At 71.1% G+C, this 14,995-nt stretch carries 13 protein-coding genes; 10 read left to right on the forward strand and 3 right to left on the reverse strand.

The genetic code is table 11. From position 1 onward, the window contains the following. Positions 1-53: 53 nt before the first annotated feature. A complete protein-coding gene (locus EHO50_RS09985) occupies positions 54-1,835 on the reverse strand; it encodes a fatty acyl-AMP ligase (protein WP_128429528.1) in 1,782 nt (593 codons plus the stop codon). A gap of 394 nt (positions 1,836-2,229) precedes the next feature. Then, positions 2,230-2,466: a hypothetical protein gene (locus EHO50_RS09990; RefSeq protein ID WP_128429529.1), complete on the reverse strand. Its 237-nt coding sequence runs from the start codon at positions 2,464-2,466 to the stop codon at positions 2,230-2,232. A gap of 294 nt (positions 2,467-2,760) precedes the next feature. On the opposite strand from EHO50_RS09990, the gene EHO50_RS09995 reads away from it, so the two are divergent. The 6 genes from EHO50_RS09995 to EHO50_RS10020 are packed head-to-tail and all read left to right on the forward strand — an operon-like array spanning position 2,761 to position 8,151. Then, on the forward strand, positions 2,761-4,248 hold the full coding sequence (locus tag EHO50_RS09995; protein ID WP_128429530.1) for an ATP-binding protein: 1,488 nt from the start codon (positions 2,761-2,763) through the stop codon (positions 4,246-4,248). Then, a complete protein-coding gene (locus EHO50_RS10000; protein WP_128429531.1) occupies positions 4,245-4,667 on the forward strand; it encodes a roadblock/LC7 domain-containing protein in 423 nt (140 codons plus the stop codon). Before EHO50_RS09995 ends, EHO50_RS10000 begins: the two co-directional genes overlap by 4 nt. Next, positions 4,664-5,026, forward strand: a complete 363-nt coding sequence (locus EHO50_RS10005; RefSeq protein ID WP_128429532.1) for a DUF742 domain-containing protein — start codon at positions 4,664-4,666, stop codon at positions 5,024-5,026. The genes EHO50_RS10000 and EHO50_RS10005 overlap by 4 nt, the downstream gene beginning before the upstream one ends. Beyond that, entirely contained in the window at positions 4,998-5,651 is a 654-nt protein-coding gene (locus EHO50_RS10010) for a GTP-binding protein (protein WP_128429533.1), read from the forward strand. Before EHO50_RS10005 ends, EHO50_RS10010 begins: the two co-directional genes overlap by 29 nt. Beyond that, complete coding sequence (locus tag EHO50_RS10015; RefSeq protein WP_128429534.1) at positions 5,648-6,886, forward strand: cytochrome P450 family protein; 1,239 nt, start codon at positions 5,648-5,650, stop codon at positions 6,884-6,886. The genes EHO50_RS10010 and EHO50_RS10015 overlap by 4 nt, the downstream gene beginning before the upstream one ends. Next, entirely contained in the window at positions 6,883-8,151 is a 1,269-nt protein-coding gene (locus EHO50_RS10020; protein ID WP_181449590.1) for a cytochrome P450 family protein, read from the forward strand. Before EHO50_RS10015 ends, EHO50_RS10020 begins: the two co-directional genes overlap by 4 nt. A gap of 122 nt (positions 8,152-8,273) precedes the next feature. Here EHO50_RS10020 and EHO50_RS10025 read toward each other — a convergent pair whose 3' ends face one another. Next, complete coding sequence (locus tag EHO50_RS10025; RefSeq protein ID WP_128429535.1) at positions 8,274-9,806, reverse strand: helix-turn-helix domain-containing protein; 1,533 nt, start codon at positions 9,804-9,806, stop codon at positions 8,274-8,276. A 279-nt stretch (positions 9,807-10,085) separates the two neighbouring features. Between EHO50_RS10025 and EHO50_RS10030 the strand changes: the two genes are divergently transcribed. The 4 genes from EHO50_RS10030 to EHO50_RS10045 all read left to right on the forward strand — a co-directional run bounded on the left by EHO50_RS10030 (position 10,086) and on the right by EHO50_RS10045 (position 14,957). After that, positions 10,086-12,071: a glycoside hydrolase family 97 protein gene (locus EHO50_RS10030; RefSeq protein ID WP_128429536.1), complete on the forward strand. Its 1,986-nt coding sequence runs from the start codon at positions 10,086-10,088 to the stop codon at positions 12,069-12,071. Positions 12,072-12,194: 123 nt separating this feature from the next. Then, on the forward strand, positions 12,195-13,301 hold the full coding sequence (locus tag EHO50_RS10035; RefSeq protein WP_128429537.1) for a LacI family DNA-binding transcriptional regulator: 1,107 nt from the start codon (positions 12,195-12,197) through the stop codon (positions 13,299-13,301). Positions 13,302-13,458: 157 nt separating this feature from the next. Further along, entirely contained in the window at positions 13,459-14,079 is a 621-nt protein-coding gene (locus EHO50_RS10040) for an L-threonylcarbamoyladenylate synthase (protein WP_030054015.1), read from the forward strand. Between the two features lie 122 nt (positions 14,080-14,201). Beyond that, on the forward strand, positions 14,202-14,957 hold the full coding sequence (locus EHO50_RS10045; RefSeq protein WP_128429538.1) for a dienelactone hydrolase family protein: 756 nt from the start codon (positions 14,202-14,204) through the stop codon (positions 14,955-14,957). The last annotated feature ends 38 nt before the right edge of the window (positions 14,958-14,995 follow it).

Genomic DNA, 14,995 nt, shown 5'->3' on the forward strand with positions numbered 1-14,995 from the left:
TCCTCATGGATTCGGGCAAGGGAGATCGCCGTACGACGGTGAACCGGGCGGTGTCAGCTCAGGGCGAGCGCGTCGATCACGGCGAGGACGCCGTCCAGGTAGGCCGCCCGGGAGGCGTGGCGCTGGATCTTGCCGCTGGACGTCTTGGGGATCGTGCCCGGCCGCACCAGGACGACGTCACGCACCGCCAGACCATGGGCCTCGCCGATCGCACTGCGGACGACGTCGATGATCTTCTCCGCCTCGCCTGCCGAGTCGGGGGCGATCTCGGCGACGATGACGGGCTGCTCGCCGAACAAGCTCAAGTCCGACCCGACTCCCGCGCCTCCCCCGCCGCCGTCTCCGCGATCGGCATCTCCCCTGTCCACGGAGAACGCTGCGGTGCAGCCCGGCCGCAGGGCCGGGTGGGCCATCTCGGCGGTCAGTTCCAGGTCCTGCGGGTAGTGGTTGCGTCCGTCGATGACGATGAGGTCCTTGAGGCGGCCGGTGACGAACAGCTCGCCGTCGCGCAGGAATCCGAGGTCGCCGGTGCGCAGGAAGCGGCCTTCGTGGCCGGTCAAGGTGGCGCGGAAGGTCTCGCGGGTGGCCAGGGCGTTGCGCCAGTAGCCCTTGGCTACGCTCGCGCCGCGCACCCAGATCTCGCCGACCTCGCCCTCGGGCAGCTCCTCGTGCCGCTCGGGGTCGGCGATGGCGACGGTGACGTCGGGTCCGGGGCGTCCGGAGCTGACGGCCGCCGCGTCGGCCTGGCCGGCGTGCGGGCCGTTCTCGGGGGCCTGGAGGAGGGTGGGCGGGGTGCCGACCGTGCTGCCGGTGACCATCAGGGTGGCTTCGGCCAGGCCGTAGCAGGGGTAGAGGGCTTCGCGGCGGAAGCCGGCCGGGGCGAAGGTGTCGGTGAAGCGTCGCAGGGTGGCGGCGCGGACCGGTTCGGCGCCGTTGAAGGCGACCTTCCAGCTGCTGAGGTCCAGGCGGTCGAGGAGGTCGGGGCCGGCGTGCTTGAGGCAGAGCTCGTAGGCGAAGTTGGGGCCGCCGCTCGTGTGCGGGCGGTAGCGGTCGATCGCGCTCAGCCAGCGTCGGGGCTGCTGGAGGAAGTGCAGCGGGGAGAAGAGGGTGGCGGTCACGCCCAGGTAGACCGTGTTGAGTACGGGGCCTATGAGACCCATGTCGTGGTAGACGGGCAGCCAGCTGACGAACATCTCGTGCCCGTACTCCGCGATGGCGTCCGGCGTGTGGCCCATGCGCTCGGTGATGACCCGCTCGTTGTCCAGCAGATTTCCGTGGGTGACCATCACGCCGCGCGGGACGGAGGTGGAACCGGAGGTGTACTGGAGGAAGGCCACCGAGTCGGCGGTGAGGTGCGGCTCACGCCAGGAGGCGGCCGCCTCGTCGGGGATGTCCTCGGTGACGACGAGGGTGATGTCGGCCAGGTCGGGCAAGTGCTCCACCATGCCGGACAGGGCCGTGATCACCTCGCGGCCGCCCAGGATCACCTTGGCGTCGGCGTCGGCGATGAGCCGCTTCATCCGGGTCAGGGCACGGTGGTTCTGCGCGCGGCCCTGCGGCGGGACGCCCGGTACGGCGACGACACCGGCGGCGAGGCAGCCGAGGTAGCCGCAGATGAACTCCGGGCCGGGCGGGTAGAGCAGCATGGCGCGGCTGCCGGCCAGTCCGCGCTCCTGCAGCCAGGCCGCCACGGCCCGGGACCGTTGGGTGAGACGGCCGTACGAGATCTCCTGTATCTCGCCGTCGCAGTCGCCGGTGACCAGGTAGCGGTAGGCGGTTCGGTCGGGATGGTGCGAGGCGTGCGTGGTCAGCAGATCGACCAGGGAACGAACCATGTGGCGAGTCACACCTGTCTGGATCAGTGGGTGAGGAACTGGAGTTCGAGGGGCGCGTGATGACAACGCGCAGACGCCTCGGTCGGCCCGGCCCCCTTGCCAGACCTTCCGTCTCGACGACCCGCCGAGGAGCTGTGGCGCGGTCCGCCCACCCCTCGCGCCCCCCATACGACTTGCTACCGGCGAGTAGCACCCTAGCAAGCCCGTTCGGTGCGACGGGCCGAACGAAAGTAAACCCTATGTGTCCAACAGGTAGTTGAAGAAGTGACGGCCCTCCACGCGTCCCCCACCGCGCCCCGCACGGACGAAAGCCCGGACACCTCCGTTTCGTCAGTGTCCGGGCCCTGCGGGAGGGGTTGACCCTACGGGAGGGCTTGGTCGGCCGCCGTACGGATCAGCCGCCGTTCAGCCGCCTGCTCAGAAGTGTCTTGCCCAGCTCGGCACCCTTGCGGCTGTCCGCCTGGGCCTTGCGGAACAGGTCGGCCACCTCGGTGTCCTTGCCGCGCTCCGCGTCCTCGATGTAGGTCTCCAGCCGCAGCGCGTTGCTCAGGCATGCCTCCACGTACCAGATCAGGTTGTAGTCCTTGTCCGGCGTACCGGTCACACGGCCGGTTTCCGTGCCACTGGTCATTCTGGCCTCCTCCGGCGTTGTCGTTCCTGGCCTCGCCGAGTACCCACCGCCCGAACCGGCACACACCCGACACCGCTGGAGGCGGGCATCCACACCAACTCCCCCATGTTGTACGGCAATTCAGACAGTCGACGCAGAAGCGAGCAGAGCCCGGGCGCTTTCGAAGCGAAGTATCGATCGACCGTGCGAGATCGGTCGATGACGGTGTGTACTGTGCTCCGAGCGCCTCGCCGCAAGGCCTCGGAACGAGCCCTGCCCGACTGCCCCCGAACCGACCCCCTGGGAACCGACTCGATGATCGAAATACCGGACCTGGCGACCGGCGGGCTCGCCGTCGGCATGCTGTCCGCACTCGCCCTGGGCGGCGGGCTGCTGCGTGCACAGCGACAACAGGCCAGGCAGCGCGCCGAGAACGCCGCGTTACGCCGCCAACTCGAGGGCGTGCTGGAGGCGTTCACGGCCGAGGTGGAGCATCTGGCGGCGCGGCGCCTCCCGGCCGCCGCCCGGCAGCCGGCGCATCCCCACGTCGCGGTGCCGGGTCCGCTGCATCCGCAGACGGCGGGGGCACCGCTGGGACACGCGCTGGAGCAGGTGCTGGCCGGGATGCAGACCGAGCTGGCCGCGCAGCGCACCCGGATCGACGCGGCCGCGCAGGCCGGTATGCGCGGGGCGACACGCGAGATCCAGGCGGGTCTGTACCGGCTGCAGGACGCGCTGCGCGGGCTTCAACAGAAGTACGACGACCCGGAGTTGACGCAGACCCTGTTCCAACTGGACCACGAGAACGAGCAGTCGCTGCGGCGGGCGCAGGTCGCCGCCGTGGTGTGCGGGGCCTGGGTCGGGCTGGCCCGCGAGGAGTCGCATCTGGTGGACGCGGTGACCGGCGGTCAGGCGCGGCTCGTGGGCTACCACCGGGTCCGGGTCCACAACCACCTGGCATCCGGGACCGGGCTCGTGTCGCACGCCGTGGAGCCGGTCGCGATCATCGTCGCCGAACTCCTCGACAACGCCCTGCGGCACTCCGCGCCGGACACGGATGTCGTGGTCAATCTGGAGCACGTCCATCACGGCGTCTGCGTCACCGTCGACGACGCCGGCCTGGGCATGACCCAGGACGAACGCGCCCGCGCGCAGCGGTTGGTGGCGGGCTCCGAGCCGATTCTCCTCACCGAGCTCGGCGATCCGCCGCGCATGGGGCACGCCGCGATCGGACAGCTGACCAGGCAGTTCGACCTGAGCGTGGATGTGTCGTCGCCGTCGCCGTACGGCGGGGTGCGGGCGGTGCTGCGGGTCGACAGCCATCTGCTCAGCACCATCGACCCCGACGAGCGACCCCCCGCGGCGAGCGCGCCGCGCTCCACCCGCACAGCCTCCCGGGACGAGGCGTCCGCCGACTCGCGGGGCGAGGCGTCCAGCACCTCACACGGATACGGGGCCGAGCACGACGACGACGCCTCCGACGCCGTATCCGGGCATCACGCTCCGCGAGACGCCGGCGGTCTGCCGCAGCGCCGGCGCCGTTCGAGGGTGGCCGCCGCGGCGAACGACGTGCCCGCAGCGCGGACTGCGGTACGCCGCCCGGAGCGGGCCGCCGCCGCGCTGGGTGCGCTGCAGGCCGGTACCGCCGCCGCACGGTCCGCGGCCGACGAAAGCACCGGCGACGCCTCCACCGCCGTACCGGGGGCCGCCGTACCGGAGACTGCGGGGGCGGCGCAGCAGCGGGCCGAAGCCGCGGCGAACGACACCGATCAGACCGACGATGAAGGGGGAACGGCTCGATGACCAGCCGCGATGCGGGAGACACGGCGTGGGTGCTCGAACCGATCCTGCAGGTGCCGCACGTGGTGGCCGCCGTGCTGCTCACGCGGGACGGACTGGTGACCGGGTACACGGACGCGCTCACGCGGCCCTCGGCCGAGCGGGTGGCTGCGATCACCAGCACCGTGCAGGGAGCCTGCCGTACCGCGGCGGCCGCGTTCGCCGACCGGGAACGGGCCGAGGTGCGGCAGGTCGTCATCGAGTCGGACCACGGTTACGTGCTGATCGTGCCGACGGACCACGGCACGTGCGTGGCCGCCTACGGGGACGAGGAGGTGCGCCTTGACCTGCTCGCGCACCGGGTGCACTCGCAGGTGGCCCGGATGGGCGAGAAGGCGATGGCCGCCGCGCCCCGAGGTGCCGACGGCGGCGCTCCGGCATGACCGGCCGCCGTGGCGGCCGCCCCCTGGTTCCCGCGTATCTGTCGACCGGCGGCGTGGCCCGGCCCAGCCGTCCCCACCTGGAGCGGCTGTCGGTCCTGACCGGCGCCGGCACACCCGCCCCCGCCGGTCTGCCCGCCGCCCAACTCGCCCTGCTGGACGCCCTGGACGACGGTTCACTGACGGTGGTGGAGGCCGCGGCGCTGCTGCGGTTGCCGGTGTCCGCGGTGCGCGTCCTGGCGGCCGAACTCATCGACCGGGACCTGGTGCTGGCCCGTGCGCCGATCCCACCCGCCGGACGCTTCGACCCCGACCTGCTGAAGAGAGTGGCCGATGGCCTTCGCGCCCTCAAGCACAACTAGCCGTACTGTCCGGGAAGTTGGTGAGACCTCCGACGCGGGCGGCGGCATCCACCTGCCCGACACCGCCCGCGACCTGGTCAAGATCCTGGTCGCCGGTCCTTTCGGTGTGGGCAAGACGACGCTGATCGACTCGGTCTCGGAGATCCGGCCGCTGCACACCGAGGAGCCGCTCAGCGAGGCGTCCGCGCAGGTGGACGATCTCGCCGGGGTGCGGGACAAGTCGACGACCACCGTCGCCGTCGACTTCGGCCGGATCAGCCTGCCGGGCGGGGTCGTGCTGTATCTGTTCGGCACGCCCGGGCAGCAGCGGTTCCGGGCGCTGTGGGACGACATCGCCTACGGCGCGCTGGGCGCCCTGGTCCTGGTCGACAGCCGTCGCATCGATGCGTCGTTCGACGTGCTGGGGCTGGTGGAGGAGTCGGGGCTGCCGTACGCCGTCGCTTTCAACCCCTTTCCGGACGCGCCCCGCCACTACACCGAGGAACAGCTGCGCACCGCCCTGGACCTGGACGCGGACACGCCGATGGTGACGTGTGACGCGCGGGACGCCGACTCGTCCGTCGACGCGCTGCTCGCGCTGGTCCAGCACCTGATCGACCGCAACGCTCCGGAGGACGACCGGTGACCACCCACTCCCCCGACCGGCAGGCCTTCACCCGCTCGGCGCCCGTGCGCCTGTGGGAGGACGACTTCGCGCTGGATCCATACCGCTACTACGAGGCCCTGCGCGCCCAGGGCCCGGTCGGCTGGGCGGAGTTGGCGCCGGGCGTACCGGCGTACGTCGTCACCGACCGGCGGGCGGCGCTGGATCTGCTGCACGACACGGACACGTTCTCGCACGACCCACGGCCATGGGAGTCGACGGTCGCCGACGACTCGCCGATCCTGGGCATGATGCGCTGGCGGCCCAACACGCTGTTCGCCGACGGCGCGGCCCATGTCCGGTACCGCACCTCGCTGATCGACACGTTCGACCAGATCGAGCCGCACGACCTGCGGGCGCGGGTGCACCGGGCGGTGCGGGTGCTGGTGGGCCGGTTCGGGCCGAAGGGCGAGGCCGATCTGGTGGGCGAGTTCGCGCGGCCGCTGATGGCGCTGGTGTTCAACAACCTCTTCGGACTGCCGGACAGTCAGAGCGAGAGGCTCGACGGGGCGTTGGGCAAGATGATGGAGGGCGGCGCCGAAGCGGCCGAGGGCGAGGCGGAGTTCGGCGGCTACGTGCTGGAGCTGATCGCCGCCAAGGCCGAGCGGCGGGGCGAGGACCTGCCGAGCCGGCTGCTGGACCACCCGGCGGGGCTGACCCCCGAGGAGGTCACCTGGCAGGTCTTCCTCACCCTCGGCGCCGGGCACGAGCCGACCGCGAACCTGGTGTCGAACGCCCTGTCCCGGATCCTGGGCAACCCGCTCTACTACTCCACTCTCACCAGCGGGGCGCGGCCCGTGATGGACGCGGTGGTGGAGGTGCTGCATCACGAGACACCGCTGGCGAACTACGGCATCCACTACGCCCGCAGCCCCGTGTCCTTCCACGGCACGTGGATCAGGGCCGCGGTGCCGGTGGTCGTCTCCTACGGGGCGCTCGCGCACTTCGCCGAGCAGGAGGTCACCAGCGGCCGTCACCCCAAGGACGCCTCGCACCTGTCCTGGTCGGCGGGCCCGCACGCCTGCCCGGTCCGGCAGCACACGCTGCTCATCGCCACCGAGGCGATCGAACGGCTCACCCAGTGGCTTCCCGACCTGGAGCCGGTCCGGCCCCGCGAGCGCCTGACCTGGCGCCCCGGCCCCTTCCACCGCTCCCTGACCTCCCTGCCCGTCCGGTTCAGCCCCCGCTCCCCCGACCAGCCAGGAGTTCCGTCGTGACCGTGTCCGACCGTATCGACCGCATCGCCATCGACCCGTTCGGCGCCGACATCCCCGGCGAGAGCGCCCGGCTGCGCGCCCTCGGCCCGATCGTGCCCGTGGAGCTGCCCGGCGGCATCCCCGCATGGGCGCCCACGGGCTACGACACCCTCAAGGAGCTCATCCTCGATCCGCAGGTCAGCAAGGACCCGCGACAGCACTGGAGGCTGTGGCCCGAGATCGCCGAACACCCCTCCTGGGGCTGGATCCTGGGCTGGGTCGGCGTGGTCAACATGCTCTCCACGTACGGCGCCGACCACACGCGGCTGCGCAGGCTGGTCGCGCCGAGCTTCACGCAGCGGCGTACGGAGATGATGCGGCCGCGGGTGGAGGCGATCACCACGGAGTTGCTCGACTCGCTCGACGCGGTCGATGCGCTCGCTCCGCTCATTCCGCTCGGCGAGGACGGCGCGGTGGTCGATCTGAAGGCCGCATTCGCGCACCCCCTCCCCATGCGGATGATCTGCGAACTGTTCGGTGTGCCCGAGGAGTTGCGGGAGGACACCGGGGCGCTCATCGCGGCCATCATGGACACCTCCGACCCCAGTCCGGAGCACGCCGCGTTCGTGCAGCAGCAGATCGGTGCGGTACTGGGGGCGCTGATCGCCCACCGCAGCGAGCACCCCGGGGACGATCTGACGACCGAGCTGATCCGGGTGCGCGACGAGGACGGCGACCGGCTCAGCGACGAGGAGTTGCTGTACACGCTGCTGCTGGTGATCGGCGCCGGCTTCGAGACGACCGTCAATCTCATCGGCAACGCGGTCGTCGCCCTGCTGACCCACCCCGAGCAGCTGACCGCCGTACGGTCCGGCGAGATCGGCTGGGACGCCGTGATCGACGAGACGCTGCGGGTGCACCCGTCGATCGCCTCGCTCCCCCTGCGGTTCGCCGTCAGCGACATCAAGGTCGGGGACGTGACCGTCGCGGCCGGAGACGCGATCATCACGACGTACGCCGCCGCGGGGCTGGATCCCGAGCGCTACGGGCCGGACGCGGACAGCTTCGACGCGACGCGCGGCGCCGACGACCATCTGGCGTTCGGGATCGGAGTGCACCGGTGCATCGGCGCCCCGCTCGCTCGCGTGGAGGCCCTGACGGCGCTGCCCACGCTCTTCGACCGCTTCCCGGACCTGCGACTTGCCGTCGGTGAGGACGAGTTGCGCCAGGTGCCGTCGTTCATCGCGTTCGGCTGGCAGGAGATTCCGGTGCGGTTGCGGGCCTGAACGGCCGGAAACGGGGACGCGACCGGTCCCCCGTTCCGGTCGTGCCCCCGCGGCGAGTCGAACTTACGTCTACGCGCAGGGATTGGGTATCGCGTCGATGCCCGCTACGGCGCCCGCAGGGCTCACCTGTGCACAGGTGAGTCCGGAAGGCCCGGTTTGGCCCCGTGCAGGGCCGGCTGATCCAGGTCGCCCACGGCGAGATGGGCGAGCACGACCTCGTACAGATCGCTGCCGCCGGCGAGGAGTTGCCGTTCGAGGACGGGTTCCGCGCTGCGCACGTGCTCGCGGACGGTCTGGGCGTGGACGCCGAGGGTCTGCGCGGCTCGTTCGGCGTTGCCGCCCTCGGCGATCCAGGTGCGCAGGGTGCGCCGCAGGTCGCGGGTGTCCTGCTCCAGGCGGGCGAGGAGTTCCTGCGCCCAGGTGCGCATGGCGGGCCCGGACAGCAGGTCGTACAGCGAGGCGTGGGCCGCTTCCGAGGAGCCGGTGTCGGCCGGTGTGCCCGCCAGGCTCACCTGGCTGTTGAGTGCCAGGTGGACCACGGCACGGGCGGTCAGGTCCGCGAAGTCCGTGCGCAGCAGGGCTTCCACGCGTTCCATACGGGCACGGACCGTGTTGCGGCTGACGCCCAGCACCTTGGCCGCGTTCACCGCGGTGAACTCCAGGCCCAGCCGGGTGGTGGCGAGCAGTTCGGCGCGGGTGTGGTGCGGCAGGGTGTCGAGCGGGTGCAGCAGATGGGCCGTCCAGCCGCGCAGTGCCGCCGGGTCGGTCAGGCGCTCGGGGTGGGTGCGTTCGGCGTAGACCGCGGCCTTGTCCGGGCGGAAGTGCGCGACGGCGAGGGCGCTGACGGCCTGGCCGTAAGCGGTGGCGGTGCGGGCCAGGCTCTGCCGGGCGCTGCCGCCGATGAAGGTGCGCGGGCGTGGGCCGATCAGTGAGCGCAGTTCCCGGGCCTCGGCCTCGCCGGGCGTCACGACGATCACGTGCTCGTCCACCGCCGGGCAGAGTACGACCAGCGCCCGCTCGCCCGTCGCGTCGATGCACTCCCCGGCCAACCGGTCCCGGTCCTCGGCGGTGCCCTCGACGACGTAGACGCAGGCGGTGTCGGTGTCGAGCAGGCCGGGCCACAGTCCCGCGGCCACCCGGCGTGCGGAGACGGTGTCCTCCACCATCAGCAACTGCAGGATCGCCAGGCGCAGATCGGACGTCGCCCTCTCGAGCCGGCGTCCGGCGGCGGTCATCTCGCTCGCCTTGAGCAGGAGTTCGATCACCTGGACGGTGTGCGTGACGATGTCGGAGGTGCGCCGGTCGAAGGGCGTCTCGCGCGACACCGCGAGGACGCCGGCGGACGGCCGGTTCGGGTACGCCACCCTGACCATGCGCAGGTGTCGGCCCTGGCCCTCCCAGGCCGCGGAGGCGATACGGCCGGCGGTGACGGCCGCGACGAGGTGCTCATCCAGGGGCGCCCGCGTACCGCCGAGGAGCGTTCCGGTGTCGTCCTGCAGCGAAGCGGTCCCCTGTACGGCGTCCGCGAGCCAGGCGACGACCCGTGGGACGTCCTGCCCGGTGGGCCGCAGGTGGTCCAGCAACTCCTGCGCCCAAGCCGAGGCGTCGGCGCCCCTCACCCCCGCCTGACGGACCCCGTCCTCTCTGCCAGCCACGTCGGCCTTCACCTCGTCCTGCACTTCATCCACGACGTACCGCTCGGGACGTTACCTCACCTTTGCTTTGCGGTACGCCGACGTGGGCGTCGGGGACGGGTTCCCAGGATCGCGGCGGCCATCCCCCGACTTGCGGTGTCGAAGCCGGGCGGCAGGTCTTGACCCACCCTGCGTCGGCGCGTACAACATTCCCCAGCAGAAAACGTTTACTGAACGCCTCTTTTCACTCGGATCGAGCCGCGCACCGACGCGGCCCTCAAGGGAGAGGTCCCCAGCACGATGAGAACTGCACAGGACCGGGAAGAGCCCACGCCGGACAGAGCCGGCAGCCCGGTGGCACTGTCGCGCCGGGGGATGCTCAAGGGCACGGCCGTCACCGCCGGTCTGGCCGCGGCGGGCATCGGCGCCGCGGGGCCGGCCTACGCGGCGGACGACGCGGCCGTCCTGGGGGACGCGGCCGGCGTGACCGCGCGGATGGGCGGCAACGCCATCACGATGTCGGTGGTGGACGGAGCGCTGCGGTGGTCCGCCCGGCACAACGGCAAGACGGTGATCGACACGTCCGTGCTGGGGCTGAGGCTGAGCGACGGGACCGTCCTCGGCAGTGATGTGACGGTGACCCGGAACCAGCACTGGACCACCCGCACCACCTGGACACCGGTGTACGGGCGCAACGCCACCGTCACCGACCTGTACCAGGAGCAGCGCTGGAACCTGCGGGACACCGCCTCGGGGATCCACTTCAGCGTCCAGATCCGCGCCTACAAGACCGGTGTCGCGCTGCGCTACGTCCTGCTCGACAAGGGCACCGCCACCATCGCCGACGAGTTGACGACCTTCGTCTTCCCCGACGGCACCACCGTCTACAGCGCCCGTGACGAGAACGCCTACCTCCCGGTGGCGCCGGGCTCCATACCGCTCACCGGGACCTCCACCACGGACAACGGCCCCCTGACCGACCTGCCGCTCACCGCCACCCTCGCCGACGGGCTCATCGCCTGCATCTGCGAGTCCTCGCGGCTGAACTTCCCGCGTCTGATGCTCAGTTCGGTCGACGGACAGCCGGGTGCCCTGTCCGCCTTCCTGATGGAGCACACCGCCCGTGGCACCGGCCCGGTCGAGACGACCAGCACGGTCACCACCCCGTTCGCCACACCGTGGCGCGCGCTGGTGATCGGATCCACCCACGCCGAACTCGTCGACAACGCGGAACTGGTCCTCAACCTGGCCCCGCCCAGCGCGCTGACCGACACCTCGTGGATCAAGCCGGGCAAGGTCTTCCGCTGCGAGCTCAGCACCGCCGCGGGCCTCGCGGGCGTCGACTTCGCCGCGGCCCGGGGCCTGGAGTACATCGAGTACGACGCCGGCTGGTACGGCCCCGAGTTCAGCACCCCCGACGCGACCAAGCCGATCGCCGCCATCGACCTGCCGTCCGTCATCTCGTACGCCACGAGCAAGGGCATCGGCGTCTTCCTCTACGTCAACCGGCTCGCGCTGACCGACGCGGACTCACTCTTCGGCCTCTACAAGAGCTGGGGCGTCGCGGGCATCAAGCTCGGCTTCATCAACGACGGCACCCAGACGATGACCGACCAGATCACGGACTGGGCCAAGGCGGCCGCCAAGTACCGGCTGCTGATCGACATGCACGACGACGTCCGACCGTTCGGCTACGAGCGCACGTACCCGAACTACATCAGCCTGGAAGGCGTCCGGGGCAATGAGCAGTTCCCGACGGCCACGCACAACGTGACGCTGCCCTTCGCCCGCAACATCGGCGGCCCGATGGACTACACCATCTGCTACGGCCAGTCACGCGACAAGACGACCAACGCCCATCAGATGGCGATGGCCGCGGTGTACTACCAGCCCCTCAACTTCCTCTTCTGGTACGACAAGCCGTCCAAGTACTCCAACCCCGCGAACTGGCCGGGACTGCCCTGGTTCAACGCCATCCCCACGACGTGGGACGAGAGCCGGACCCTGGCCGGGTCGATCGGCGAGTACGTGGCGGTCGCCCGCCGGGGTGGCGACACCTGGTACCTCGGGGCCATGACCAACGAGACGTCCCGGACCCTGTCGATCCCCCTGTCGTTCCTGGGCAGCGGAACCTACACCGCGACCGTCTACGCCGACGGCACCCCGGGCACCAGCCCGTACCGAACCCCGGTCGTGGTCAGTACCCGGACCGTCACCTCGGAGACCACGCTGAGCATGGCCATGGCCCCGGCTGGCGGCCAGGCGGTCGTCCTGAAGCCGAGCTGACCCCCGGCAGCAGGCACAGCGTCACCGGCTCAGAGGAGAGAAAACGTTTACCGCCCTACTAGAGAGTACCTCTCTGATCGGCAGGGCTCAATACGACCGAGCCGGTGCAGTAACGTCGGAGCCGTGACGGACGAGGAAAAGGGGCCACCCGCCACCCCGGGAGCGAAGAAGGCGAAGCGCAGGGGGAGGCCGACCGACAGGCCGAGCACGATCCGCGACGTCGCCGCTAAGGCAGGTGTCTCGGTAGCAACCGTTTCCCGGACGCTGGCGGGCAACTACCCCGTGTCCGCGGAGACCAGGCAGCGGGTCATGGCCGCCGTCGACTCCCTCCACTACGTCGTGAACGTCCACGCCAAGGCGCTCTCCGGACGTGTCGCCGGCCCCATCGCCCTCGTCATGCACGACATCACCGGCCCCTCCCTCGCCCACGTGGCTGCGGGAGTGGAAGAGGAGGCCGGCGGCCGAGGCCGCCTCAGCCTGGTCTGCTCCACCAAGGGTGACACCAAGCGGGAGGACGACCTCGTCCAGCTCATGCGGGAACAGCACGCCGCGGCGGTCGTCCTCGTCGGCGGCACCGTGACGGACGACGCCTACCACCGCCGTATGGCCGGCTACGCCAAGGCGCTGGACTCCGCGGGATCCCGGCTGGTGCTGTGCGGCCGGCCCCCGCTGCCGGCGGGCGTGCCGGCCACGGTCGTGGACTACGACAACCGAGGCGGCGCCTTCCAGGCCACCGCGCACCTGCTGACGGCCGGTCACCGGCGCGTCCTCTTCCTCGGCGGCGCTCCCGGCTTCAGCAGCGCGGAGGAACGCCACCTCGGCCATCAGGACGCCCTGCGCGCCCATGGCGCGCCGTACCTCGAGGAGTTGGACACCACCGGGGACTACACCCGGAAGTCGGGCTACCTGCGGACACGGGAAGCGCTGCGCACGGGAGTCGAGTTCACGGCGGTCTTCGCGGGGTCCGACGTGGTCGGACTGGGGGCCCTGGCCGCCCTGCGCGAGGCCGGTCTGCGCGTACCGCACGACGTCTCCCTGGTCGGCTTCGACGACGTCCCGTTCGCCGCCGACCTCACCCCGGCCCTCACCACGGTCCGTGTCCCGTACGAGGAACTGGGCCGCACCGCCGTACGGCTCGCCCTGGACCGAGAGGTCGGCTTCGCCTCCGACAACCACGTCGTGTTGAGCACGCAGCTCGTGATCCGGGATTCGGTGCGTACAGCGGATTGAGAGCGGCGGCGGTCGTGGGCGGTCACGGCGAGACCGGGGCGGCGGGGCGGCGGGGCGGCGGGGCGATGGGTCGGCGGCGCGCTCGTCCGACGGCCGCGAGGAACCCGAGTGCCCCGGCCTGCGCGGCTGCCGGGCATCGAGGGCATAGGCTCGGCGAATGGCGAAGTACTTCGACGTGCACCCCGACAACCCCCAGCCGCGCACCATCTCCCAGGTCGCCGACAGCGTCCGCTCCGGTGCGCTCATCGCGTATCCGACGGACTCCTGTTATGCGCTGGGCTGCCGACTGGGCAGCCGTGACGGCATCGACCGGATCCGGACCATTCGCCGACTGGACGACCGGCACCATTTCACCCTCGTCTGCCAGGACTTCGCGCAGCTCGGCCAGTTCGTGCTGGTGGACAAGGACGTGTTCCGCGCGATCAAGGCATCGACGCCCGGCAGCTACACCTTCATCCTGCCCGCGACGAAGGAGGTGCCGCGCATGCTCCAGCATCCGAAGAAGAAGACGGTCGGCGTGCGCATCCCCGCCCATGTCGTCACCCAGGCGCTGCTCGCCGAGCTCGGGGAGCCGCTGCTGTCCAGCACGCTGCTGCTGCCCGACGAGGACGAGCCGATGACCCAGGGCTGGGAGATCAAGGACCGGCTCGACCATGTGCTGGACGCGGTGGTCGACTCCGGGGACTGCGGCACCGAGCCGACGACGGTGATCGACTTCTCCGGCGGTGAGGCCGAGATCGTACGGAAGGGAGCGGGCGACACGTCCAGGTTCGAGTGAGACGGGGCGAGGCGGGGGGTGATCGCGGCGTGCGCCGGCTTGCATGCCACGATGATCTCGACCCGGCCCCTCCCGCGGGCCGGCCCTCGCCTACGCCCCACGCAGAGAGGCATGTCCCCGCCATGACCGCCGTACAGGGAACCGACGTCGACATCGCCACCGAGGACGGCATCGTCGACGCCTATCTGGCCCATCCCGCTGACGGGGAACCCCGTCCGGCGGTCCTGCTCTACATGGACGCCTTCGGTCTGCGGCCCCGGCTCAGGGAGATGGCGGACCGCCTCGCCGAGGCCGGGTACACGGTGCTGGTACCGAACGTGTTCTACCGTCATGGGCGCGCTCCGGTGGTCGAGTTGCCGGAGTTCATCGATCCCGGGGCCCGGCCGGAGATCTTCGAGAGCATCATGCCGATCATGCAGGCGCTGACACCCGAACTCGCGATGCGGGACGCCGACGTGTTTCTGCGCTGGCTGGCCAACTGCCCCGTGGCCGCCGACGGCCCGGTGGCGCTGACCGGCTACTGCATGGGCGCGCGGCTCTCCCTGCTCACCGCGGGCACGTTCCCGGACCGGGTCGCGGCGGCGGCCGGATTCCACGGCGGACGGCTGGCCACGGAAGCGCCGGACAGCCCGCACCTGGTGGCCGAGCAGATCACCGCCGAGCTGTACTTCGGCCATGCTGACCAGGACCCGTCCCTGCCGGCCGAGCAGATCGAGCGCCTCGAGAACGCGCTCACCGAGGCGGGGGTCCGGCACCGCTGCGAGGTCTATCCGGGTGCGGGCCACGGGTTCACGCAGGCCGACACCTCCGCGTACAACCCCGAGGCGGACGAACGGCACTGGGCGGCGCTGCTCGATCTGCTGAAGCGGACGTTCTGAGTATCGATCCCCTCTGGTGTGCTCAGGTGACGTTGCGA

Origin of the sequence: Streptomyces cyaneus (assembly GCF_004028635.1) — a bacterium.
Classification (GTDB): Bacteria; Actinomycetota; Actinomycetes; order Streptomycetales; family Streptomycetaceae; genus Streptomyces; species Streptomyces cyaneus.